Genomic DNA, 23,017 nt, shown 5'->3' with positions numbered 1-23,017 from the left:
TGTCGGTCCTGCCTCACAGCCCGCCGAGCGTCGTCCTCCGGGTGGGGGCCGGAGTTCACCTTCCCGCCCGCGCGCACCCCCCGCCCAGGTGCCTATGACCGGTGACCGGCGTCAGTCCGTGCCGGACTCCATCGCGGCGCGGTCCAGCATCGTCTCCTCGTCCGTGGCCTCGCCCCGCGAGGCGATCACCTCGGCGCCGCCCTCGTCCATGGCGCCGATCAGACCGGTCGAGGCCGCCTGCGCGGCGCCGATCGGCGTCGGGTGGTCGCCGCCGACCAGGCCCAGGCCCGCGTACTGCTCGAGACGGGCACGGGAGTCGGCGATGTCCAGGTTCCGCATCGTGAGCTGGCCGATGCGGTCCACCGGACCGAACGCCGAGTCCTCGGTCCGCTCCATGGAGAGCTTGTCCGGGTGGTAGCTGAGTGCCGGGCCCCGGGTGTCGAGGACCGAGTAGTCCTCGCCGCGCCGCAGCCGCATGGTCACCTCGCCGGTGATCGCCGCGCCGACCCAGCGCTGCAGCGACTCGCGCACCATCAGCGCCTGCGGGTCCAGCCAGCGGCCCTCGTAGAGCAGCCGGCCCAGGCGCCGACCCTCGTTGTGGTACGCGGCCACGGTGTCCTCGTTGTGGATCGCGTTGACCAGACGCTCGTAGGCGATGTGCAGCAGCGCCATGCCGGGCGCCTCGTAGATGCCGCGGCTCTTGGCCTCGATGATCCGGTTCTCGATCTGGTCGGACATGCCGAGGCCGTGCCGGCCGCCGATCGCGTTGGCCTCCATGACGAGGTCGACCGGGGAACCGAACTCCTTGCCGTTGATGGTGACCGGACGGCCCTGGTCGAAGCCGACCGTCACGTCCTCCGTGGCGATCTCCACCGACGGGTCCCAGAACCGCACGCCCATGATCGGGTCGACCGTCTCGATACCGGTGTCGAGGTGCTCCAGGGTCTTGGCCTCGTGCGTGGCGCCCCAGATGTTGGCGTCCGTGGAGTACGCCTTCTCCGTCGAGTCCCGGTACGGCAGCCCGTGCGCGAGCAGCCACTCCGACATCTCCTTGCGGCCGCCGAGCTCCGTGACGAAGTCCGCGTCCAGCCAGGGCTTGTAGATCCGCAGGTGCGGGTTGGCGAGCAGCCCGTACCGGTAGAACCGCTCGATGTCGTTGCCCTTGAACGTGGAGCCGTCGCCCCAGATCTGCACCCCGTCCTCCAGCATGGCCCGCACCAGCAGCGTGCCTGTCACGGCACGCCCCAGCGGCGTGGTGTTGAAGTACGGACGCCCGCCCGACCTGATGTGGAACGCGCCGCAGGCGAGCGCGGCCAGCCCTTCCTCGACCAGCGCGGCACGGCAGTCGACGAGCCTGGTGATCTCGGCGCCGTACGCGGTGGCACGGCCGGGTACGGACGCGATGTCGGGCTCGTCGTACTGACCGATGTCGGCGGTGTACGTGCACGGGACGGCGCCCTTGTCACGCATCCAGGCGACGGCGACCGAAGTGTCGAGCCCGCCGGAGAAGGCAATGCCGACGCGCTCGCCGGTGGGGAGGGAAGTGAGGACCTTGGACATGGCAAGATTATGCAATATAGCGCATGACCATGCAAGGCGCACTGGGTCATCGAGAAGTGACCGAGACCACAAAGAAAACGATGTCGTTTCGATAGCGCCGGAGCTACGCTGATGGCACCGAGGTGAACGAAACCGTTTCGTTCACAGGGAGTGCGGTGGCGGACACCTGCCCACGCCGGCAGTCGCCCCCACCCTCACGAAGGGCACCCGTCATGACCTCCGTACTCGTCGTCCACAGCCAGTCCCTGCACCGTCTCGGTCTACACATGCTCCTGGCGGCCGAGCCCGACCTGACCGTCGTCGGCGAGGCGACGACTGGCGCCGAGGCGGTCCGCATGAGCGCCGCGCTGGGGCCCGACGTCGTCGTGATGGGCAACCACGTAGCCGATCCGAACGGCGTCGAGGCCATCCGCCGCATCACCCGGCCCCTCACCACGCTTCCGGCGCCCGAGCCCGTCCGAGCCGGCGGGCACCCCCCGCGCGTACTGGTCCTGACCCCCAGCAGCCACGAGGGGTACGCCTACGTGGCACTGCGCGCCGGAGCCGGTGGATTCCTCCCCCAGGACGCCACCCCCGACGAACTGACCGCGGCCGTCCGTATCGTGGCCGCCGGAGACGCCGTCACCACTCCCAGCGTCACCCGCGCGCTCATCGACGCCGTCCGCCAGGAGCGCCCGGCCCGCACCACCGAGCAGGAAACAGGGCTCGACATGCTCACCGAGCGGGAACGCGACGTCCTCACCGCCGTCGCCTCCGGCTGGTCCAACGCCGAGATCGCCGCGCGGCTGTCCATCGCGCCGACCACCGTCAAGTCACACGTCAGCCACATCCTCGCCAAGATCGGTGCCCGCGCCCGTGTGCAGGCGGTGGCCTTCGCCTATGAGTCGGGCCTCGTGCGACCGGCCGCCTGACGCCGGCGTGCGCCGCAGGTCCGCCGACTACGCGAGCAGATCCGCGTCGCGGGGCCACTCCACGTAAGCCACGCCTCCCCCTCGCGCGCCGCGCCCCCGGCCATGGCCGCCGCGACCCCAAAACCCCTGTCAGACGCGCTCCGTGGTGGTGCCACGTAGAACGAGGCGTGGGGCCAGTACGACCTCGCGGGACTCGGTGCGGCCCTCGTCCAGGCGCTCGACGGCGGCGACCACCGCATGCCGAGCCTGTTCACGGGCGTTCTGGCTGACCGTGGTCAGATTGAAACAGCTCAGGCGCGAGAGGGCGTCGTCGTCGTAGCCGACCACGGACACCTCGCCCGGGACGGCGACACCCGCACGGGACAGAGCCGCCAGGACGCCGATGGCGGACTGGTCGTTGAACGCGACGATGGCGGTGGGGAGTGCGGCGCCGTCGAGCAGTTGGCGGGCCGCACGTTCGCCGGCCGCCTCGGTGTTGTCGCCGCGCAGGACCCCGATGTGCGCGTCCAGGCCATGACGGCGCATGGCGCCACGGTAGCCGCGGCGACGGTCGGTGGCGATGACACCCTTGCCGCCGTCGACGTACGTGATCGCACGGTGGCCGAGTTCCACCAGGTGATCGACCACCTGGCCGACCCCGTCGTCGTCGGCCGAGCGGACGACATCGAGTTCGGCGTCCGAGATCCGGCGACCGACGGCGATGACGGGAGCCTTACGGTCCAGCGCGGCGAGTGCGTCGCCGGAGGCGGCCGGGCCGAGCAGGATCAGAGCCTCGCTGCGGAAGGCCAGCAGCGTCTCGACGGCGGTGTGTTCGTCGCGGGTGCGGGTCTGGGTGCTGAGGACGAGGTCGTAGCCGACCTCCTCGGCGGCCGTGTGGAGGTGCTCGACCAGTTCCGCGTGGAAGGGGCTGTGGATGTCGACCATGACGCCGAGCAGCCGGGTGCGTCTGCTGGCCAGCAGACTGGCGGTGCGATCCACCTGGTAACCGAGTTCGGCGGCGGCTTTCAGGACGCGCTGCCGGGTGCGCTCACTGGGGCCGGGTACACCACGCAGCACCAGGGAGACGGACGCGGTGGACACGCCCACGCGGGCGGCCACGTCCTCCAGCCGGGGGCGTTTGCCCGCGCCGTCCCTGCGACTCGCGGAAGCGACATCGTCCACTTGCGCCTCCCGGCAGATCTCCTCGGGCAACAGCCTTGACACGTCCACGAAACGAGTCGATAGTACCAGAACTTAAAGCGCTTTAAATTGTCCTGATGTACCGACGAAGTCAGCTCGGACCGCTACGGTTCCCGGCATTCCGAGACCGGCCACGTCGCCGTCCTGCAGACCGAGTTCCCCCGAGCCACCGCACCGTCTCGACCCCGAGACGGTCATCGCACCCAAGGGCCACCGACTCCACCGGGTCGAGGGCCTGCGTCCGGCTGCCAACAGCTTCCGGGCACCCCACCCGCTGCCGAGACCCGCTGCACCCGATTCAGCCAGGTCTCTCTTCCGCACCGAGCCCCGACCGAGGCCACCGCGAGCTCCCCGGCCCCATCCAGCAGCCGCGGATCCACAGCCCACTGCCCATCACCCCCTCTCACTTGCACAGCGAGGTGCACGAACCATGAGCCAGACATCCCTTCCCCGTCCCCGCAGAATCGCCCCCGTCGTGGCGGTGGCCGCGGCCGCCGCTCTCACCCTCGCCGGCTGTTCCAGCAGCTCCGGCGGGAAGAAGTCCGAGGAGAGCGGGGCGGCGGTGTCGGCCGGCAAGGCCTACACCCCCCGTATGACGATCGCCATGGTCACCCACGCACCCTCCGGCGACACCTTCTGGGACACCATCCGCAAGGGCGCCGAGGCCGCGGCCGCCAAGGACAACGTCAAGCTCATCTACTCCAACGACGAGACCGCCGCCGACCAGGCCAACCTCGTGCAGAACGCGATCGACCAGAAGGTCGACGGCATCGCGGTCACCCTCGCCAAGCCCGACGCCATGAAGGCCGTGGTCGCCAAGGCCGAGGCGGCCGGCATCCCGGTCGTCGGCTTCAACGCCGGTCTGTCCGAATGGAAGAAGCAGGGCCTGCTGTCGTTCTTCGGTCAGGACGAGTCCGTCTCCGGCCAGGCGCTCGGCACCAAGCTCAACGGCACCGGCGCCAAGCACGCCCTGTGCGTCGTGCAGGCCCAGGGTGACGTCAACCTGGAACAGCGCTGCGCCGGTGTGAAGAAGACCTTCAGCGGCAAGACGGAGACCCTGTATGTCAACGGCACCGACATGCCGTCCGTGAAGTCGACGATCACCGCCAAGCTCACGCAGGACAAGACCATCGACGAGGTCGTCACGCTCGGTGCCCCGTTCGCGCTGACGGCCGCGCAGGCTACCTCCGAGGCCGGCAGCAAGGCGAAGGTCGCGACCTTCGACCTCAACAAGGACCTCATCTCCGCCATCGAGAAGGGCAGCATCCAGTTCGCGGTCGACCAGCAGCCCTACCTCCAGGGCTACCTGGCCGTCGACTCGCTGTGGCTCTACAAGACGAACGGCAACTACAGCGGCGGCGGCGAGCAGCCGATCCTGACCGGCCCGGCCTTCGTCGACAAGTCCAACGTCGACACCGTCGCCACCTTCGCCGCGAAGGGCACCCGGTGAAGACCATGACCCAGCAGGCCGAGCCGGCGGTGACCACACCGCCGGCCCCCGGCCCCAAGGAGACCGGCGGCCGGACCGCCCAGCGCCCGCCGGCGCTACGACTGCTCGCCCGCCCCGAGGTCGGCGTACTCCTCGGCGCCGCCGCCGTACTCGTGTTCTCCCTGAGCGGGTCGCCCCGGGCGTCCTCGCCCGCACCGCCAACAACGAGATCCCGTTCGGGCACGTAAAGGCCCCACGCGCAGGGCGGACATGACGCGGCGGCATCCCGGTGCACAAGGCAGTCCGCCAACCTCCACCCACCTCCGGGCCCCTGCCGCTGGACCGACGACGTCCCGCCCCAACGCTCCACCGTCTCCCTGTGACCGGAAGGCACACTCCCGTGAAGATCGCCCTCGACCCCTACATGATCCGCAACATTCCGCTCCTCGAACTGCCCGCCGTGGTCGCCGAGTTGGGCTACGAATGGATCGAACTCTCCCCCCGGGAGGACTTCATCCCCTTCTTCCGGCACCCGCGCGTCGACGACGCGACCGTACGGAAGTTCCGCAAGGCGCTGGACTCGGCGGGCGTCGGCATCTCCTCCGTCCTGCCCCTGTTCCGCTGGTCGGGACCGGACGAGGATGCCCGGCAGGCCGCCGTCCGCTACTGGAAGCGCGCCATCCGGATCACCGCCGACCTCGGCGTGGACAGCATGATCTCCGAGCTCAACGGCCGGCCCGAGGATCCGGACCGCAGCGAGGCCCAGTTCTGGAAGTCGATGGACGACCTGCTGCCGCTCCTGGAGCAGGAGGGCATCCGCCTCACCCTGGAGCCGCACCCCGACGACTTCATCGAGAACGGCCGCGACGCGATCAACCTGATCCGCGGCATCAACCACCCGAACGTCAGCTTCCTGTACTGCGCCCCGCACACCTTCCACATCGGCAACGACGCCCCCGGCATCATCAAGTACGCCGGCGACCTGCTCACCCACGTCCACCTCGCCGACGCCCTGGACCACACCGCGTCCTCCGGCAACCGCTACATCCTCAACCCGCCCGGCACGTCGGCCCGGATCCACCAGCACCTCGACATCGGACAGGGCGAGGTCGACTTCGACGAACTCTTCCGCGAACTGCGCGCGAACGGCTTCGACGGCACCCTCACGGCCTGCGTCTTCGCCTGGGAAGAACGCGCCAAGGAATCCTCCGTCTTCATGCGGAAGAAGATCGACGAATACCTGACCACCTGGTCCTGACGGACCACGGCCGCCCCGGCACGGACGTCCCCGGCGCGGGCTGACATTCCTTCCTTGTGAACCTTCCTTGAGAGAGGCACCCCCATGACCACGTCCGCCAAACCCCTCTCCGTCGCGGTGATCGGTGCCGGCATGGCAGGCCGCAGCCACGCCGCCGGCTACCGCAACGTCAACACGGTCTTCGGTGCCGGTCTGCCGCCGGTCCGGCTGGCCGCGATCGCCGATGCCAACGTCGAACTCGGCGAGGACGCCGCCCGCCGCTACGGCTTCGAGAAGGCACTCCCGAGCTGGGAGGCCGTCGCCGAGGACCCGACGATCGACGCCGTCAGCATCGTCGTCGGCAACGCGCTGCACCGGCCGATCGCCGAGGCACTGGTCGCCGCGGGCAAGCACGTGCTGTGCGAGAAGCCGCTTGCGGGGTCGTTGGAAGATGCCCGCGCCATGGCCGAGTTGGAGCGCTCCGCCGATGTGGTGACCGCCGTCGGGTACACCTTCCGCCGCTCCCCCGCCATCGCCGCGATCCGCGAGCATGTCCGGCGTGGCGAGCTGGGTGACCCGACCCTCTTCAGCGGCCGCTACTGGTGCGACTACGCGACCGACCCGAACGGGCCTCTGAGCTGGCGGTTCAAGGGCGGCCTCGGTTCCGGTGCGCTCGGGGACATCGGCTCGCACGTCATCGACGCCGCCGAGTACGTCGCGGGGCCCATCGCCTCGGTCTCCGGTGCCTGGCTGTCGACGCAGATCCCCAAGCGGCCGCTGCCGCTGGGCGCGGTCGTGGGGCACAACGCGGCTCCCGTCTCCGACGAGTTCGGTGAGGTCGAGAACGAGGACACCGCGTCCTTCACCGCCCGCTTCGAGTCCGGTCTCGTCGGCACCTTCTCGGTGACACGCACCGGCTTCGGCCTGCCCAACGGGCTCGCCTTCGACATCCTGGGCGTCGGTGGCCGGGCCGCGTTCGACCAGCACCGGCCCGCCGAGTACCTCTTCGACGACGCCCAGCCCGAGGCTCGTACCCGAGGCGCGCGCCAGATCATCGCCGGCCCGCAGCTGCCGTACTTCGCGGGCGGGGTCCCGATGGAGGCGCCGGGTGTGGGTGCCAGCAACGCCGACAACTTCACCTACCAGGCCCGGGCCTTCCTCGACCAGGTCGCGGGCGTCGCCGAGCCGCTGCCGGCCTGCGCCACGTTCGCCGACGCGCTGCGGACCATGGAGATCATCCGGGCTGTCGTCGAATCCTCCCTGGGCGGTGGCGCCGCCGTCACGGTTCCGCCCGCCGCCTGACCCCCCACACGCATCCAAGGAGCACGTACATGGCCCTCAAGCTCGGCGCCTACACCGCCTGTCTGCACGACCGGTCCCTCACCGAGGCCCTCGACATCCTCAAGGAGAACGGCCTGACCTCCGTGGAGGTCAACACCGGCGGCTTCATTCCGTCCCCGCACTGCCCGGTCGACCTGCTGCTGTCCTCGGCCACCGCGCGCGAGGAGTACCTGGCGGCCTTCGCCGACCGCGGGATGGAGCTGACCGGCCTCAACTGCAACGGCAACCCGCTCAACCCGCTCCCCGGCGTCGGTCCGAAGCACGCCGACGACCTGCGCCGCACCATCCGCCTCGCCGGCCTGCTCGACGTGAAGCACGTGGTGACCATGTCCGGCACACCGGGCTCCGACCCCGACGCCAAGTACCCGTCCTGGGTCGTCAACCCCTGGGACGGCGTCTACATGGACGTCCTGGACTACCAGTGGGGCGTGGCCGTCGAGTTCTGGAAGGAGATCGACGCGCTGGCCCGGGAGAACGACGTCCGGGTCGCCATCGAGATGCACCCGCACAATCTGGTGTTCTCCCCGGTCACCCTGAAGCGGCTCGTCGACGAGACCGGCGCGAGGAACATGGGCGCGGAGATGGACCCCTCGCACCTGATGTGGCAGGGCATGGACGTCGTCGCCTGCATCAAGTGGCTGGGCCCGCTGGTGTTCCACGCCGCGGCCAAGGACGCGACGCTCTGCCCCGGCGCCGACATCCGTGGCATGCTGGACACCTCGTTCACCCGCGTGCCCGCCCACGCGCCGGGCAAGGTGCCCACCGGCTACGGTTTCTGGTGCAACGCCTGGCCCAAGAACCCGGCGTGGAAGTTCGTCGCCGTCGGCGTCGGACACGACGTCGCCTACTGGACCGAGTTCCTGCGCGCCCTCGCCGAGATCGACCCGGACATGGCCGTGAACATCGAACACGAGGACGCCGCCTACTCCCAGACCGAGGGACTGGCTCTGGCCGCCAAGAACCTGCACAGCGCCGCGACCACGCTGTAACTCCGCCCCGCCGCATGGCCCCGTGCCCACCGAATGGGCTCGGGGCCATCGACTGCCGCGGCTCACCCGGTCAGCTGCGAGCCAGGCTCACCAGGAACTCAGTCTCCAGGTCGTGCCGCCGGTCACAGATCCTGGGGACCGCGATGAGGACGGCGAGGGCCCGGCACCAGCCCAGGACACGATCGGGAGACAGCCCAGGAACCAGTACCGACAGCTCTTCGATCCTCCGCTCCAGCTCCGCCCGCTCCACGACTCCCTCCAACACCCAGTCCACCGTGTCGAAGTCGGGATCGCCCCATGCGGGACGTGGGTCGATCGCCACCATGCCCGCGCCGGGACCGGACAGCACGTTGGCCGGATGAAGATCGCCATGCACAAGTCCTACGGGACCACTGGTGGCCAGTTCCAGAGCCGCCGTTCGGGCTCGACCGAGCACGGCCGAGTCGAACAGTCCGTTCCCCCCGGCCCCGGCCAACCTGCGGCTGGTCAAGTCGAAGAGGAATCCGATCCGTTGTGACAACGGCCGCAACACCGAACGCTGCGCCGGTGCGGGTGAAGGGGTCCGCAGATCCCGAAGCAGCTTGGCGACCTCGGGCAGCCGCCATGCGAGCTCCCTCACCGGCATTCCCGGCTCCACGCTCTCCAGCAGCAAGGCTCCCTCACCAATGTCCTGCGCCAACAGGGTCACAACCGACGGTGTCCCCGCCCAGGCCCGCAGAGCTTCCGCTTCCTCGGTGGCGATCACGGGGTCCGGCGTGAGCTTCAGCCACGCAGGGCTGCCTTCCTCGCGCCGCAGGCACCGGAAGACCCGCGATGTGCCTCCCCCACCCGCCCCCACAAGCTCCAGATCCCAGCGAGCGACGAACCGACCGACCACGACCGGCAAGTCATCACACCAGCCAAGCACCTCGGGCCCGAACCGAACGACGAGCCGATCGCGGACCTCCGGTCCGACAAGGGTCAAATCCCTCAACACATCCCCCGCAAGCGATCGATCCCCTCCCTCGAATCGAGAATAGGCTCCGGTCGGTCAGCGATGAGACACGGGGGCGGCGGCCGAGCGTGATGTCACCGTCCGCCGAGCGTCACCTTGGCGGCCTTCGTCCACCCCAGGTCGACCAACTGCACGTTTCCGCCCGTGCAACGGCCACGGGTCGACCTTTCGTACGTGGAGCCGTATCGGTAAGTGCCGTTGCCCTGCGCGTTCGCCGCGGGCTGCGTGAAGTAGGCGACCGACCGGGGCACCTTGTCGCAGTGGACGGCGGTGCCGAAGTACTCGCTGAAGTTGGACGGGACGCCGAGCAGGGTCTGGTTGCGCGGCACCCGGAGACTTCCGATGGCGGTGTCGACGCCTGTCTTCATGTTCCGGATCCACGCGCCCCACCACTGCCCACCCGCGTCCGCGTCCAGGCGCCACACCCGGAGCCGGTAGTCGGTCTGCCGGTCGATGGCATAGGCGAGCCGGCAGCTGATCCCCGTTCCCTCGCCGCCGAACGGCCCGCAGCTCCCCCTACTGGCGTTGGCGTTCCAGAGCGAGAAGATCGCCGTCTCACCGGTCGTGTGATTGAAGCGCGTCCCGTCGGTCTGCAGGCCCATGTACCCGCCGTTGCCCGGTGTGGCCGTGAAGTCCCACATCATGGCCCAGTACGAGTGGTTCGCCTTCTGTGTGATCTGCACCCGCTGGTCGATGTTCCAGAACCCGTTGGCGCCGTGGAAGTTCCATATCGCGTACTCGTTGGCGTCCTGGTGTTGCGCCGCCAGTGCCGGCGCCGTGCTCAGCATGAGCACCGCGCAGACGGCCGCGACGAATCCCAGAACCCCGCGCGCCCGAGAGCGCCGACCCCGTGGACGTGCCGTTCCGCTGTCGATCGTCCCCACCCCCCTGTTCACGCCGACCGCCCCCGCGTCGGCTGTCCGGACCCGGTGGTGGTCGTGCACCACCACGCTAGGCGAACGGGCATAGGAGGCAAAAGGGGCGTGAGGGGAAGTAATGGCACGCTGCCCGAGTGCTCCGTCACGCCCCCTCTACGACGTCCACGCGCCGCACCCGCGAGTACTCGTCCGCGTCCTTCCAGCGCGGTCGCGTCGGTCCTACTCCTGGTAGGGAAGTACTTCGCGTACGTTTCCGGAGTGGTCCCGGGCGACCAGGACGGCCGTGACAGGGCCGCGCTCCGGCAGGTCGGTGAGGTCGGGTCCGGCGATGAGGAACGTCCCTCCGGCGCACCTCCCCCAGCTCAAGCAGGCCCTGCGCGAGCACCCCACCGTCGCGGCCGCCCGTCTGCTGGGGGAACTCGGCCCGTCCGGCACGGATGCCGAGACCGCCCACCTGCTCGCCACCGTGGACCCCACGGCGCGGCACGGCGTCCACGCGGAGGCCGCCGTTTCCAGGGCCCTGATCACCGGGGATGCCGAACCGGCCGTCGAGGCCCTGCGCGACCTGCTGCACACGCAGTCCCCGCCCGGCATCCTCCCGGCCGTCGGACGGCTCGGCCCGCTCGGTGCGCCACTCGCCCCGGAGGTCGCCGCGGTGCTGCACGACCCACGGGAATACGGCCGTTCGCAGGCCGCCGACGCCTACTGGCGCATCACCGGCAACCCGCGGCCCGTGCTCCCCCTCCTTCTCGCATGGGCCGCGCCCACCACCACCTACGCCTCGAACGACAGCGCCTGGTACGGCCGCCGTGCTGCGCCACCTCCCCACGTCGCGTCACTTGGAAGGACGACGACGAGCTGCGCCGAATCGCCCGCACCCTCCTCGACGAGCCGATGCGATCCTGAAGCGACTCACCGACATCGCCCGTCGGCTTTCACGCCCGTGCCGGTTTGCGGGCCAGTTCGTAGGCGAAGCCGACTGTCTCGGTGAGGCGGTCGTCGGCCGTGTGCCTGCTGAGTTCGGCGGTGAGGTCGGCGTCGAACGCGGCGGCGTGGTCCGCGAGCACCGGCGGCGGCAGGAACGATGTCGACCGGATGTGCCCGGCGAGTTCACGGATCGTCCAGTGGTGTTCGACCGAGAACTCGTGGCGTCCGGCGGGCTCGAACCCGGCACGGGACAACACGTCGTGGTCAGGGTCCCGCTGCCTCGCCTGGTCCCAGCCGGGCGGAACGCGTCCGGCCGCGCCGAGGGCGTTCTGCCATTTTCGCAGCACGCCGGCAAGCGCCCGCTGCCAGTCCTGGGAGCCCGCCCAGGGGGAGGTCGACCAGCACAGTGCAAGGCAGCCACCGGGCCTGAGCCAGGTGTGGGCGCGCCCGGCGGTCGGAGCGCGGCGGAGCCGGTGGAAGGCATTGCCGATGACGATCAACTCGAAGCTGTCCGGCCCGGCGGGCAGCTCCTCGGCGCCGACGGTGACCGTACGAATGTGGGCCGCGCCGACGGCGATCGTCTTGACGCGGACCACTTCGGTCATGCCGGGTTCGGCGTCCACACACCACACGTCCGTGAACGAGTCGCGCAGCGGGAAGGCGAGTTGGCCGGTGCCGCATGCCAGGTCGAGCAGGCGCCCGCGCCCCGAGGGGGCTGTCCTGCGCACGAGATCTGCGATCATCACGTCGGGGTAGGGAAGCCGGAACCGGTCGTAGTATCCGGCCGTACCGCGGTACAGATCAGGTTCGAACCTCACCTCACCGTCCATGCGACCACCATCGCACGGGGCAGCCCGCTCCGGAGTGGGAAGCGGGCACGGCCCGGGTTTTCGGAACCGGTGGTGGCCCGGCCGCAGTGTGTCAGGTGGTGGCCACGAGGAGATCCTCTCCGCTCGACGGGCGAAGGCCGTCGGTCCGATCGGCGAAGTAGCGTTCGGCCAGGGCGGTTCCCGACACGTGGTGGACGTCCTTGAAGCCGGCGTCACGGGCCAGCGCCAGCATCTCCTGCGGGGCGTAGAAGCTGATGAACGGCGTTCCGGCCGCTTGCGCCTGTGGTTTGGTCGCCTCGAGTGCGGGGCGGTCGGCGTCATCGACGAGTTCGGCCGGCAGCATGAACGTCATGGCGAGCGTCGAGCCGCGGGCGAGACCGGCGAGCCGACGCAGGGTCGCCGCGGTGGCGTCTTTGGTGAGGTACATGGTGACGCCGGTGCAGGCGACGACCGTCGGCCGGCCGGGATCGAAGCCTGCGTCGGACAGCTGCTCCCACCAGTCCGCACCCGCCTCGAAGTCGACCGGCACCAGTCGCAGCCGGTCGGGGATCCCGTAGCCGAGCTCGATCAGGCGTCGGCGCTTCCAGGCCTGGGTGCCCGGCTGGTCGATCTCGAACACCCTCAGTCGGGCGGCGATCTCGGGCCTGCGCTGGGCGAAGGTGTCGAGTCCGGCGCCCAGCACGACGTACTGGGCGACGCCGTGGCCGACCTGCTCGGCCACCAGGTCCTCGATGAAACGGGCTCGGGCCACAATGGCCCCCCGGAACCCGCTGGTGCCCCGCGGGTCCATGTCCAGGCGGCGCTCCCATCCCTCGTCAGGTGCCGCCAGTCGCAGTCCGATCTCGTCCTCGATCACGTGGGGCGGCGAGTCGACCCGCACGTGCATCGCCCGCCAGAGGGCGACGCGCACCGCGGTGCTGTCCGGCACCTCGCTCTGCTCGTCTGCCACGATGGCTCTCTCCTTGCGGTCAGTCTCTTGGTCAACGCCCCTTCAACGATCCGACATGACCATCGACACGCCGGGGCGTCAGTAGCCGAAGCTCGTCGTGTAGGCGCACTCGGTGTAGAGGTAGCCGGACCTCAGCTTGGCCGTGTCCGAGGCCGGGGACTTCCCGGTTCCGCCCCGGGCCTTGTGCACGAAGTACGTGGTACCGGCGGGCAGTTGGATCGTCCGTTGCGGGTAGTTCTTCCCGCTGTCGTTGCACGGTGTGAAGCCCCGCACCAGCGTGCTGGCGAGGGAGTAGGAAGTGCAGCTCCCGCAAGCCTTGAGAGGGAAGCTTCCCGTCACCGGCCCCGTGTACATCACGGTGATGTCGTCGGGGCTGTCGTTCTTGACGGTGACGGTGATACTGCCGCCGGATGCCGTCGTGGGCAGTCTCTTGCCCGCGGCAGGCACCGTCTGGGCGATTTCCGCCGCGATGGCGATCTTCTGGGCGCGGGCCCGGTTCGTGTGGTGCGGATTGTTCTTGACGAACTCGTTCATCGTGGTGACGGCCTCGTCGAAGCGCCCGTCCTTGTACTCGTCCACTCCGCAGGCGTACGTGCCCGAATCCGCGGTCTTGTCGGCCCGGTCGGCGTCCTTGCCGAGGTCCGCGGCCACGCCCGCCTCTTCTCCGGGCAGCGCGCGGACCTGGGTACCCAGGCTGTTGAGGTGCTGGACGGCCGTGCAGGGATCGCCGCCACCCACCTGTTTCACGGCCTTGTCGACCGCCGTTTTGACCGCCGGCTCCACCTTCGCGGCCGACGCGGACCGCGGGAACGTGGTCAGGAGATCGCTGAAATGCGTGGTCCAGCCCGCCTCGCCACCGCTCAGCGACTTCGACGCGCACTCGTAGAGCGAGGTCGCCAGCCGATCGTCGGGCCAGGTGGACAGTGCTCCGAGTTCCCGCTTGCCCATGGTCCTCGGTACGGTGCGCAGGTACTTCAAGGGCGCTATGGCGTCGCAGTAGTTCTTCTGGTCGTAGGGCGCGCCGACTGTGGCGTAGTACGTCTTGAGCCGGTCGGGGACCCGGGCGGCCGCGCGCGAGCCTGGATGGTCGCTGCGCAGGCCCCGATAGACCGCCAGTGACCGGCGGTAGTCGGCCTCCGCCGTTGCGAACGGCTGCTTGCCGGCAGTCTGGACAAGCTTGTCCGCCCGCTCCAGCCGGTCCATGAGCATCGCCTCGGTGGCGTCGTCACGCGCGCCGTCGTACAGGGCGACGCCTCCGGTCGGCACGGCCAGGAGTACGACCCCGAGCGCGATCGCGAGCCAGGCGCGCGGCGGCCACACCAGACGGGTCCGCAGACCCACGACCGCACCATGGACGGCGGCGAGACCGAGGAAGACCAGATAGGCGACGACGGCTCCGCCGGGGACGCCGTCCGGGTCCGCGGGGAGGGCCACCAGGAGCAGAATCGCGGTCGCGACCCAGCACAGCGCCATGAGTCCCCACCGGCGCACCAGCGCATAGCCGAGGCCCAGTCCGCACAGGTTCAGCAGCGCCACCGCGGCCGCTCGCAGCCCGTCGGCCGGAGCGGGCGGCGGTGCGGTCGGCATCGGCGGTACGACGAATCCGGCGCGCGGGCCGTTGTTGTCCCAGGACATGACGGCTCCCCCAGTCAATCACGCCCGAAGTTCTATGACTTGTCAGCGTACGTTCAATCGTTCGATCGCGACAGAGGGTGCGCCGCGGCAGCGAACAGGTGGGCGATCACCTGTCCGATCATTACTAACATTTGATTGATCAGCCCAGACTGATAAACCTACTGTTAGTACTTGTGAAGGCGGACATAGAAGCAGGCATCGATCACGCCCACGGCCCGGGCGACACCGTCCGGCTCGCCTCCGAGCTTCGCCTCGCCGTGGGCCGCATGACCCGGCGACTGCGCCAGGCCCACGCCGTGGGGGACGTGTCCCTCTCCGGCGTTTCGGTACTCGCGCGGCTCGCCGCCGACGGCCCCAGCTCCCCGGGATCCCTCGCCGACCTGGAACGCGTACGGCCTCAGGCGATGGCCAGCACGCTCGCCGTTCTCGAACAGCGCGGGCTCGTCGGTCGTGGCCCCGACGCGGCGGACGGGCGACGGATCATCGTGGCGATCACCGCGGAGGGACGGGCCATGCTGGCGGAGCGGCGCTCCGAGTCCGTACACCGGCTCTCGGCCGTCCTCGACGAGTTCACCCCGGAGGAGCGCGGGACACTCGCGTCGGCCCTGCCCCTCCTCGACCGACTGGCGGAACGGCTGTGACCGCGCCCACCTCGCGCTGGACGCGTCGGAAGGACACCCCCGCGGGCCCCGGCTACAAGTGGGTCGCTCTGTCCAACACGACGCTCGGTGTACTGATCGCCACGATGGACGCCTCCATCGTGATCATCTCGCTGCCCGCGATCTTCCGCGGGATCGGGCTCGACCCGCTCGCGCCCGGCAACATCGGCTATCTGCTCTGGATGATCCTGGGCTATCTGCTCGTGTCGGCCGTACTCGTCGTCGTCCTCGGCCGACTCGGCGACATGTACGGCCGGGTCAAGATCTACAACCTCGGTTTCCTCATCTTCGCCTGTGCCTCCGTCGCACTGTCCCTCGACCCCTTCCGGGCCGGCGCCGGCGCGATGTGGCTGATCCTCTGGCGCATCGTTCAGGCATTCGGCGGCTCCATGCTCACCGCCAACTCGGCCGCGATCCTCACCGACGCCTTCCCCACCCGGCAGCGCGGCATGGCTCTCGGCATCAACCAGATCACCGCGCTCGCCGGTCAGTTCCTCGGCCTCCTCGCCGGCGGCCTGCTCGCCGCCGTCGACTGGCGCGCGGTGTTCTGGGTGAGTGTGCCGATCAGCATCACCGGCACCGTCTGGTCGTACCTGAGCCTGCGCGAAACCGCGGCGGGGCGCCCCGGCCGCATCGACTGGCTGGGCAACATCACCTTCGCCGCGGGCGCCGGAATCCTGCTGGCCGGCATCACCTACGGCATCCAGCCCTACGGCTCCCACGCCACCGGCTGGGCAAATCCGTGGGTGCTCAGCGGCCTGATCGGCGGCGGCGTCCTGCTGCTGCTCTTCTGCTACGTCGAGTCGCGCGTCACCGACCCCATGTTCACCCTGGCCCTGTTCAAGATACGGGCGTTCGCGGCGGGCAACCTGGCGGCACTGCTGACCGCGATCGCCCGCGGCGGACTGCAGTTCATGCTCATCATCTGGCTGCAGGGCATCTGGCTGCCCCTGCACGGCTACGCGTACGAGGACACCCCGTTGTGGGCGGGCATCTTCATGCTGCCGCTGACGCTCGGCTTCCTGATCGCGGGGCCCCTGTCGGGTTACCTGTCGGACCGGTTCGGCGCCCGCATGTTCTCGACGGCCGGCCTGGTCGTCGTCGCGGTTTCCTTCCTCGGGCTGCTCGCCCTGCCCGTCGACTTCGACTACGGGCTCTTCGCGGCGCTGCTCCTGCTCAACGGGCTGGGCCAGGGCATGTTCTCCGCGCCGAACACGTCCTCGATCATGGGCAGCGTGCCGCCCGAGTACCGGGGCGTCGCCTCGGGCATGCGCTCCACGTTCCAGAACTCGGGCACCGCCCTGTCCATCGGTGTGTTCTTCTCCCTGATGGTCTCCGGACTGGCCTCATCCCTGCCCGCGGCGCTCAGCAGCGGACTCCAGGCGCACGGCGTACCGGTCGGCTCCGCCGAGCATGCCGCGTCGCTGCCCCCGGTGAGCACGCTGTTCGCCACGTTCCTCGGCAACAACCCCATCGAGCACCTGCTCGGATCCGGCGGATCCCTCACCCACCTCACCGCGGCCCAACACGCCACCCTGACCGGTCACACCTTCTTCCCGCAACTGGTCTCCGGCCCGTTCCACCACGGACTGGCCATCGTCTTCAGCGTCGCCGCGGGCATGGCGCTGGTGTCCGCCCTCGCCTCTGCCCTACGCGGCGGGCCCCGTCCCTCTCAGGACAACCCCCCGCAGAGCCGACCGCCCGCTGCCGCCAGCCCGCCTCAGGCCGCACAGCGCCGGAACAACGCACCCTCGTAACGCTCTCAACCGGCGATCTCAACGCTGAGTCGGGAGCCCAGTTCCTCGAAACCCAGCACGACGGCAACACACCGGGAGGCGGCAGGCCGCCGCTCGACGCCGGCGACGGGCAGCGGGGCGCACAGCTCGCGGATCGCCTCCGCTCCCTCGACCGAACCCGCCCGATCACCCTGGGCGGCGGCTCGACCTTCACCGCGGACGATCCGTTCCCGCGACGATCCACCAGGACACGAAGTTCGTGAACGACCACACGTGGGCTGTGGGGAACTGGGTCCGGGCCGCCTGGGACCATCTCGGAGAGTCCGGGATCGGCAAGACTCCGATGACCCCCGAGGGGCGACAGCCCGGTGGAGATGCTGGTGGAGCGTCCGACGCTGCCGGGGACCGAGCAAGTGGCCGTCCGGTGGGGCCACTTCGACGAGCCGACGAGCTGTACCTGGGACGTCGAGCCCGGCCGCCCGATGACGGTTCATGTCCACGCGCCGGGCGACAGTATGCGGCCGCTGCTCAACGATGCCGGGGTCCCGGGCGGCGCCGCGACTCCCGAGCGTGCCATGGCCACGTTCACCGTGCCTTACGCCCCCGGCGAGTCGACGACGGTCGCCGGCCGCGACGGCGAGGAGATCGGCCGAACGACGCTCGTGACGGCGGGCGCTCCGGCCGCCTGCGGCTCGTTTCGGACGTCGCGGTTCTCACCACGAGCCGCGACGACCTCGCGCACGTGCTCCTCGAAGTGACCGACAGCCACGGCCGTCTCGTCCCTGACGCGACGCTCGAGGTGACGTTCCGGGCCGACGACGCCGGTGAGCTCGCCACCGTTGCCGCATACCGGAGGGGGCAGCGCCACCAACGCCGGGCTCACCGCCGCTCGTTCGGAGGACTCTCCCTGCGTGGTGTCGCCGCTCTGTCTCCGAATCCCCGCGAAATTGTCCGTGATCGGTAACGGACGCATCCTCCGGCGGCCCATCACCGTCCTCACCGGTGCACGAGATCCACAAGGACGACGAGGAGTGGGGCGGACATGTCGCGGCATGGGGGACGGGGTTGGCACGGGCGGGTTCTCGCGGCGGCGATCGGGGTGACGGCGGCGGCTGCCGCCACCTCGATGTGGACCGCGCAGGCCAATCCCGTCGAGGGGCAGCACACACCCGCCGGCAGCTCGGCACACTCCGGCGCGTCGAACGCGGGGTCCAAGGCTCCCGGCGGGAAGCCGGTGTCGGTGGACATCGCCCATGCCTCGGACCGCGGGGCCCGCGGTGTCAACATCACCATCGACGACGGACCGGACCCCACGTGGACGCCGCAGGTCCTCCAAGTCCTGCGGGACAACGGCGTCAAGGCCACCTTCTGCATGGTGGGCACCCAGGCCCAGGCCCATCCGGACCTGGTCAAGGCGGTGGTCGCCGCCGGGCACCGGCTGTGCGACCACACCGTCTCGCACGACACCACCATGGACACCAAGTCCGAGGCCTACCAGTCCCAGCAGATCCTGGACGCCCAACGCATGATCACCCAGGCCTCCGGAGGTGTCCGGCCGCTGTACTACCGTGCCCCGGGCGGCGCCTTCACCCCCTACAGCCGCCACCTCGCCGCCTCCCACGGCATGCGACCGCTCGGCTGGAACGTCGACTCCAAGGACTTCGAACACCCCGGCACGGGCGCCATCGTCGCCACCGTCAAGAGCGAGATCTCCAACGGCCCGACCGTCCTCTTCCACGACGCCGGCGGGGACCGCTCCCAGACCGTGGCCGCCCTGCGCGAGGTCCTGCCCTGGCTGAAGCAGCAGGGCTACTCCTTCGGCTTTCCCGTGCGCTGAGCGCCCGTCACTAGTCGTCCAAGCGGATGAGTCCGGCCTTTTCGCAGGCGGGCCGGAGCTCGGCGGTACAGATCTGGTCGACGCTGTACATGCCGTCCTTGACGAGTGTCGGCTTGATCCTGTCCACCGTCACCGCCGTCGGAGTGAGCAGGACGGAGGGGATGTGCCTCGTGGTGGGGCTGTTGGTCGTCGTCGTGGCGATCTTGCGAAGGTCCTCTCCGCGTCCCAGGGCGACGGCCATGCCGACGGCCGCGACGGCCTCCGCCTTGAAGGGCTTGTACACCGTCATGTACTGCTCGCCCCTGACGATGCGCTGCACGGCGTCGAGGTCGGCGTCCTGGCCGGTGACGGGAGGAAGCTCCCTGACCCGGGCGCTCTTGAGAGCGGAGATGACGCCTGCGGCTATGGCGTCGTTGGCCGCCAGGACACCGTCGATCCGGTCCGGGCCCAGGGCCGCCATCGCGGCGGACATGTTGGCGTGAGCGCTGTCCGTGCTCCAGCCCTGGGTGTCGTACGACCTGCCGATCTTCACCTTGCCGGAGACGACGGACAGTGCGCCGCCGCGGAACCACGCCGCGTTGGGGCTGGTCGGATCACCGTTCATCATGACGACGTTTCCGCCGTTCGCCTTGTCGCCCATGGCCTTCAGCAGCGCCTCGCCCTGGAGCCTGCCGACCTGCGCGCCGTCGAAACTGACATAGCCCGAGATCGGGCCTTCGGCGAGCCGGTCGTAGGCGACGACCGGGACACCCGCCTCGTGCGCTTCCTGGATCGAGGAGCGCAGCGCCCTGGTGTCGGTGGCGTCGAGGATCAGGACCCGGACCCCTTTGGTGATCATGGAGCTCATCTGTTGCCGCTGCCTCATCGCGTCGTTCTGGGCGTTGGCGTACTCCAAGGTGCAGTGGGGGCACAGTTGCTTCAGCCGCTTCTCGATCAGCGGCCTGTCGGACCGCTCCCAGCGGGGGACGGTCCGGCTCGGGAGCAGCAGGCCGACGGTGAAGCCGTCCTTGCCCGTCTCGTCTTCTTCTTCGCAGGCGGCCACGGACGTCGTCATGAATCCCGCGACGAGCGCCGCGACGACGTGCCATGTACGGGTCCTCATAGCAGGCTCCCTCGCTCCGTCCGGGGCCCTGAGTCCACGCGAGCCTGCTCGCTTCGCGGCACGACGAGCTCGCTCCACACCTGCTTGCCGCCGGCCACCGGCACGGAGCCGAAGGACTCCGACATCGCTTCGACGAGCAGCAGACCTCGGCCGCCGGTCGCGTCCCAGTCCACGATCACCGGCTTGGCGGGGGCACGCGGCGAGGTGTCGCTGACGCTGACCCGCACCCGGTCTCCGCGGAGCATCAGGTCGACGCGGACCGGGCCCTGAGTGTGCATGAGGCCGTTGGTGACCAGTTCCGACACGACCAGCAATGCCGCGTCGGTCACTTCTTCGACCTTCCACCGACGCAGCGCGCGTGCGGTGAAACGGCGTGCGTGCATGACGGCGTCGGGCAGCCGCCACACCGCCCACCCGGCCCGTATCGGTCGGGTCTTCATGCCGTCGTAGCGCAGCAGCAACAGCGCCACGTCGTCCTCACGAGGGTCGAGTTCGCCGAGCAGTGCGTCGGCCATTTCCCCCGGATCCGCAGGATCAGCCGCAGCGAGCGCGGTGCGAGTCCTGTTCATGCCCTCGTCCAGGGGCAGGTCGACGGCCTCGACCAGGCCGTCGGTGACCATGGCGATCACCGTGCCGGGAGCCAGCGCGCAGGTGGTCATGGGGAACTCCGCGTCCGCGAGGATGCCCAGCGGGAGTCCGCCGGCGACCTGTACCTCCTCGGTCCTGCCGTCGGGATGGCGCACCAGCGGTGCGAGGTGCCCGGCCCGTACGAACAGGGCGTTGCCCTCCTCCATGTCCAACTCGGCATAGCAGCAGGTGGCGAACAGATCGGTCTCCATACCGACGAGGAGCCGGTTGGCGTGCGAGACGACCACGTCGGGCGGATGGCCCTCCACGGCGTACGCCCTGATCGCGGTACGCATCTGGCCCATGATCGTCGCGGCTCCGGCGCTGTGTCCCTGCACGTCGCCGATGACCAGCGCCACCCGGTCCTCGGAGAGGGCTATGACGTCGTACCAGTCACCGCCCACCTGCAACCCCCGTCTGGCGGGCAGATAGCGGGCGACGGCCGTCCCGCCGGGCAGCTCGGGCAGGCGCCTGGGCAGGAGACTGCGCTGCAGCATCGTCGCGAGCTCCTGTTCGGCGTCGTGTGCGCGCGCACGCTTGAGGGCCTGTCCCACCAGTGCCGCGGTGGCGGTCAGCAGGAACCGCTCCTCGGGGACGAACTCGTGCGGCTGGTCCCAGCCGACCAGGCACACGCCGGCGACCCAGCCCTTGGCGGGGAGCGGCAGGACGGCCAGACCTCCGGCGCCGATGCCCGCGAGTCCCGGTTCGAGGGCCGTGCCGGCGGACCACAGATCCATACGTCCGTCCCGCAGGGCCATCTGAAGGGTGGGCAGGGCGCTGACCGGTGCGTCGGGCCACTCCGAGCGCCACTCGGAACGCCACCACTCCGGCCAGGCGGCGGGCTCGGGCGGATCGAGCACGGTGACCGCGAGCCGGTCGTCCTGCAACTCGGCGAGCGCCACCCGGTCGGCGCCGAGCGGCTCACCCAGGGCGGTGACCACCACCCGGCTGACGTCACGGACCGTTACGGCATCGTCGAGTGCGGCGTTCAACCACTGGATCCTGGACACGTCGTCGGCGCTCTGCCGCAGGACCGAGGTCGCCATCACCATGCCCAGTACCTGCTCCGGCCGGTCGTCGAAGCCTGCCACCACCTGGCAGCTCAGGCTCAGCCAGCGCATTTCACCGGTCGGACGGCGGACACGGAACTCCAGCTCCCGCCGGCCGACCGTCTGGGTGTCGGGCTCCAGGACCGACATCAGCGCGTGCATGTCCTCCGGGAGGGTGTGCGCGAGGAGGGTGTCCGCCTTGCCGTCGAAGTCGTCGGGTGTGATGCCGGCCAGTTCGAGCATCGTCTCGTCCGCCTCGATCAGGCCGGTGTCCGGCGTGATGACGAAGGAGCCGACGCACAGACTCCGCAGGGCCGGACTCAGCAGCGGCGACGGAACGGGTCGGCCGGTTCCCGTCCGGAGCACGGCGACGACCGCGTCGGCGTACTGCTCCAGGAAGCGCCGTTGTTCGGCCTCGAAACCGTCCGTCGAAGCCCCCACGACGACGAGGCAGCCCAGCCGCCCGCCCTTCGTCCCCAGCGGGAGCGCGGCGAGAGACACCTCCGGTCGCGGGGGCGTGGGCCCGCCCGTCGCGTAGGAGGCGAGTGCCGCGGGAGTCAGCCACAGTGGCCGGCCGGCGCGGAACGCATGCGCCGCCGGTGAGTCACCGGACAACGGCAAACGCTCCGGCAGCCCGTACTCGGAACGGGCGCGTCCGGCCGTTTCCACCAGCCGAAGCTCCTGTTTCCCGGCACCGGGCAGATAGACCGCTGTCAGCGCCACGCCCGCGAACGTCAGGGCCCGCTCGCTCGTGACCGCCGTCGGCACCGGAGGCGGTGAACCGGTGTCCGCGGCGTCGGCCTCGCGTGCCCGTGGCTCCGAGACCCCGGCCCGGGCACGGCCGTCATGAGGCATGTCGGCGACCTACCTCCCGTCGATGCGTCAGGTGCCGACGGATGGAAATCAGGCACCCGCACACCAGAATCGTATATGGGTATCAAATGGACATATCTATGCCGCGGCGCACGTCGTCGGCCGGAGTCGCTGCGTTCGCAGATCACCTCGGCCGGTGTCACACTTACGACGTGGTTGTCTTGCCACGAGGCGGGTCATGACGCTCCGCGACCACCTACCTGGTTCGACGGGATCGGCGCCGTCGGGCCGCGTCACACGAGGCCCGTACCGCCCCGCCGTCCCGCGCAGGAGCC

The 23,017-nt window shown here is 69.9% G+C and carries 20 protein-coding genes and 1 pseudogene; 12 read left to right on the top strand and 9 right to left on the bottom strand.

All coding sequences use genetic code 11. From position 1 onward, the window contains the following. Positions 1 to 111: 111 nt before the first annotated feature. On the bottom strand, positions 112 to 1,560 hold the full coding sequence (argG, locus tag ACFVWD_RS32340) for an argininosuccinate synthase (protein ID WP_389601234.1): 1,449 nt from the start codon (positions 1,558 to 1,560) through the stop codon (positions 112 to 114). A 212-nt stretch (positions 1,561 to 1,772) separates the two neighbouring features. On the opposite strand from argG, the gene ACFVWD_RS32335 reads away from it, so the two are divergent. Further along, entirely contained in the window at positions 1,773 to 2,471 is a 699-nt protein-coding gene (locus ACFVWD_RS32335) for a LuxR C-terminal-related transcriptional regulator (RefSeq protein WP_389601232.1), read from the top strand. 129 nt (positions 2,472 to 2,600) lie between these two features. On the opposite strand, the gene ACFVWD_RS32330 is transcribed toward ACFVWD_RS32335, so the two are convergent. Beyond that, the gene (locus ACFVWD_RS32330) at positions 2,601 to 3,632 is read right to left on the bottom strand and encodes a LacI family DNA-binding transcriptional regulator (RefSeq protein WP_389601231.1); all 1,032 of its coding nucleotides are present in this window, start codon (positions 3,630 to 3,632) and stop codon (positions 2,601 to 2,603) included. A gap of 448 nt (positions 3,633 to 4,080) precedes the next feature. Here ACFVWD_RS32330 and ACFVWD_RS32325 point away from each other — a divergent pair, with 448 nt between their 5' ends. From ACFVWD_RS32325 to ACFVWD_RS32305, 5 genes and pseudogenes are all read left to right on the top strand, one after another. Continuing rightward, entirely contained in the window at positions 4,081 to 5,100 is a 1,020-nt protein-coding gene (locus ACFVWD_RS32325) for a sugar ABC transporter substrate-binding protein (RefSeq protein ID WP_389601229.1), read from the top strand. A 5-nt stretch (positions 5,101 to 5,105) separates the two neighbouring features. Further along, positions 5,106 to 5,276: pseudogene (locus ACFVWD_RS32320) on the top strand (ABC transporter permease); the annotation flags it as partial. 203 nt (positions 5,277 to 5,479) lie between these two features. Then, a complete protein-coding gene (locus ACFVWD_RS32315) occupies positions 5,480 to 6,337 on the top strand; it encodes a sugar phosphate isomerase/epimerase family protein (protein WP_389601245.1) in 858 nt (285 codons plus the stop codon). A gap of 84 nt (positions 6,338 to 6,421) precedes the next feature. Further along, entirely contained in the window at positions 6,422 to 7,618 is a 1,197-nt protein-coding gene (locus ACFVWD_RS32310) for a Gfo/Idh/MocA family protein (protein WP_389601227.1), read from the top strand. A 29-nt stretch (positions 7,619 to 7,647) separates the two neighbouring features. Beyond that, complete coding sequence (locus ACFVWD_RS32305; protein WP_389601226.1) at positions 7,648 to 8,646, top strand: sugar phosphate isomerase/epimerase family protein; 999 nt, start codon at positions 7,648 to 7,650, stop codon at positions 8,644 to 8,646. Between the two features lie 70 nt (positions 8,647 to 8,716). On the opposite strand, the gene ACFVWD_RS32300 is transcribed toward ACFVWD_RS32305, so the two are convergent. Both ACFVWD_RS32300 and ACFVWD_RS32295 read right to left on the bottom strand, forming a co-directional pair. Continuing rightward, entirely contained in the window at positions 8,717 to 9,484 is a 768-nt protein-coding gene (locus ACFVWD_RS32300; protein WP_389601244.1) for an aminoglycoside phosphotransferase family protein, read from the bottom strand. A gap of 230 nt (positions 9,485 to 9,714) precedes the next feature. Beyond that, entirely contained in the window at positions 9,715 to 10,428 is a 714-nt protein-coding gene (locus tag ACFVWD_RS32295; RefSeq protein ID WP_389601224.1) for a DUF3472 domain-containing protein, read from the bottom strand. Between the two features lie 418 nt (positions 10,429 to 10,846). Between ACFVWD_RS32295 and ACFVWD_RS32290 the strand changes: the two genes are divergently transcribed. Then, positions 10,847 to 11,509, top strand: coding sequence for a HEAT repeat domain-containing protein (locus tag ACFVWD_RS32290; RefSeq protein ID WP_389601222.1), 663 nt, complete (start codon positions 10,847 to 10,849; stop codon positions 11,507 to 11,509). Here ACFVWD_RS32290 and ACFVWD_RS32285 read toward each other — a convergent pair. From ACFVWD_RS32285 to ACFVWD_RS32275, 3 genes are all read right to left on the bottom strand, one after another. Beyond that, positions 11,454 to 12,263, bottom strand: a complete 810-nt coding sequence (locus ACFVWD_RS32285; protein ID WP_389601220.1) for a class I SAM-dependent DNA methyltransferase — start codon at positions 12,261 to 12,263, stop codon at positions 11,454 to 11,456. The genes ACFVWD_RS32290 and ACFVWD_RS32285 overlap by 56 nt on opposite strands. Before the next feature lie 103 nt (positions 12,264 to 12,366). Then, positions 12,367 to 13,224, bottom strand: a complete 858-nt coding sequence (locus tag ACFVWD_RS32280; RefSeq protein WP_389601219.1) for a class I SAM-dependent methyltransferase — start codon at positions 13,222 to 13,224, stop codon at positions 12,367 to 12,369. 78 nt (positions 13,225 to 13,302) lie between these two features. After that, complete coding sequence (locus ACFVWD_RS32275) at positions 13,303 to 14,859, bottom strand: hypothetical protein (protein ID WP_389601217.1); 1,557 nt, start codon at positions 14,857 to 14,859, stop codon at positions 13,303 to 13,305. 173 nt (positions 14,860 to 15,032) lie between these two features. Here ACFVWD_RS32275 and ACFVWD_RS32270 point away from each other — a divergent pair, with 173 nt between their 5' ends. From ACFVWD_RS32270 to ACFVWD_RS32250, 5 genes are all read left to right on the top strand, one after another. Then, positions 15,033 to 15,500 (top strand): MarR family winged helix-turn-helix transcriptional regulator, encoded by a 468-nt coding sequence (locus ACFVWD_RS32270; protein WP_389601216.1) that lies wholly within the window; start codon positions 15,033 to 15,035, stop codon positions 15,498 to 15,500. Then, positions 15,497 to 17,275: an MFS transporter gene (locus tag ACFVWD_RS32265; RefSeq protein ID WP_389601214.1), complete on the top strand. Its 1,779-nt coding sequence runs from the start codon at positions 15,497 to 15,499 to the stop codon at positions 17,273 to 17,275. The genes ACFVWD_RS32270 and ACFVWD_RS32265 overlap by 4 nt, the downstream gene beginning before the upstream one ends. A gap of 359 nt (positions 17,276 to 17,634) precedes the next feature. Continuing rightward, on the top strand, positions 17,635 to 18,012 hold the full coding sequence (locus tag ACFVWD_RS32260; protein WP_389601212.1) for a hypothetical protein: 378 nt from the start codon (positions 17,635 to 17,637) through the stop codon (positions 18,010 to 18,012). Then, positions 17,997 to 18,218, top strand: a complete 222-nt coding sequence (locus ACFVWD_RS32255) for a hypothetical protein (RefSeq protein WP_389601211.1) — start codon at positions 17,997 to 17,999, stop codon at positions 18,216 to 18,218. The genes ACFVWD_RS32260 and ACFVWD_RS32255 overlap by 16 nt, the downstream gene beginning before the upstream one ends. A gap of 78 nt (positions 18,219 to 18,296) precedes the next feature. Further along, positions 18,297 to 19,091 carry a polysaccharide deacetylase family protein gene (locus tag ACFVWD_RS32250; RefSeq protein WP_389601209.1) on the top strand — a complete coding sequence of 265 codons (795 nt, stop codon included), beginning with the start codon at positions 18,297 to 18,299 and terminating at the stop codon, positions 19,089 to 19,091. 10 nt (positions 19,092 to 19,101) lie between these two features. Here the strand turns inward: ACFVWD_RS32250 and ACFVWD_RS32245 are convergent, their stop codons facing one another. Both ACFVWD_RS32245 and ACFVWD_RS32240 read right to left on the bottom strand, forming a co-directional pair. Then, the gene (locus ACFVWD_RS32245; RefSeq protein WP_389601207.1) at positions 19,102 to 20,193 is read right to left on the bottom strand and encodes a sugar ABC transporter substrate-binding protein; all 1,092 of its coding nucleotides are present in this window, start codon (positions 20,191 to 20,193) and stop codon (positions 19,102 to 19,104) included. Beyond that, a complete protein-coding gene (locus tag ACFVWD_RS32240) occupies positions 20,190 to 22,724 on the bottom strand; it encodes a SpoIIE family protein phosphatase (protein WP_389601205.1) in 2,535 nt (844 codons plus the stop codon). The genes ACFVWD_RS32245 and ACFVWD_RS32240 overlap by 4 nt, the downstream gene beginning before the upstream one ends. Between the last annotated feature and the right edge of the window lie 293 nt (positions 22,725 to 23,017).

This window comes from Streptomyces sp. NPDC058086 (genome assembly GCF_042885015.1).
Lineage (GTDB): Bacteria > Actinomycetota > Actinomycetes > Streptomycetales > Streptomycetaceae > Streptomyces.
This window is presented reverse-complemented; position numbering and strand designations above follow the sequence as displayed.

Coding starts and splice junctions, on each gene's coding strand:
- argG (WP_389601234.1), bottom strand. CDS start 1,560: ATGTCCAAGGTCCTCACTTCCCTCCCCACCGGCGAGCGCGTCGGCATT.
- ACFVWD_RS32335 (WP_389601232.1), top strand. CDS start 1,773: ATGACCTCCGTACTCGTCGTCCACAGCCAGTCCCTGCACCGTCTCGGT.
- ACFVWD_RS32325 (WP_389601229.1), top strand. CDS start 4,081: ATGAGCCAGACATCCCTTCCCCGTCCCCGCAGAATCGCCCCCGTCGTG.
- ACFVWD_RS32310 (WP_389601227.1), top strand. CDS start 6,422: ATGACCACGTCCGCCAAACCCCTCTCCGTCGCGGTGATCGGTGCCGGC.
- ACFVWD_RS32305 (WP_389601226.1), top strand. CDS start 7,648: ATGGCCCTCAAGCTCGGCGCCTACACCGCCTGTCTGCACGACCGGTCC.
- ACFVWD_RS32295 (WP_389601224.1), bottom strand. CDS start 10,428: ATGCTGAGCACGGCGCCGGCACTGGCGGCGCAACACCAGGACGCCAAC.
- ACFVWD_RS32290 (WP_389601222.1), top strand. CDS start 10,847: ATGAGGAACGTCCCTCCGGCGCACCTCCCCCAGCTCAAGCAGGCCCTG.
- ACFVWD_RS32275 (WP_389601217.1), bottom strand. CDS start 14,859: ATGTCCTGGGACAACAACGGCCCGCGCGCCGGATTCGTCGTACCGCCG.
- ACFVWD_RS32250 (WP_389601209.1), top strand. CDS start 18,297: ATGTCGCGGCATGGGGGACGGGGTTGGCACGGGCGGGTTCTCGCGGCG.
- ACFVWD_RS32245 (WP_389601207.1), bottom strand. CDS start 20,193: ATGAGGACCCGTACATGGCACGTCGTCGCGGCGCTCGTCGCGGGATTC.
- ACFVWD_RS32240 (WP_389601205.1), bottom strand. CDS start 22,724: ATGCCTCATGACGGCCGTGCCCGGGCCGGGGTCTCGGAGCCACGGGCA.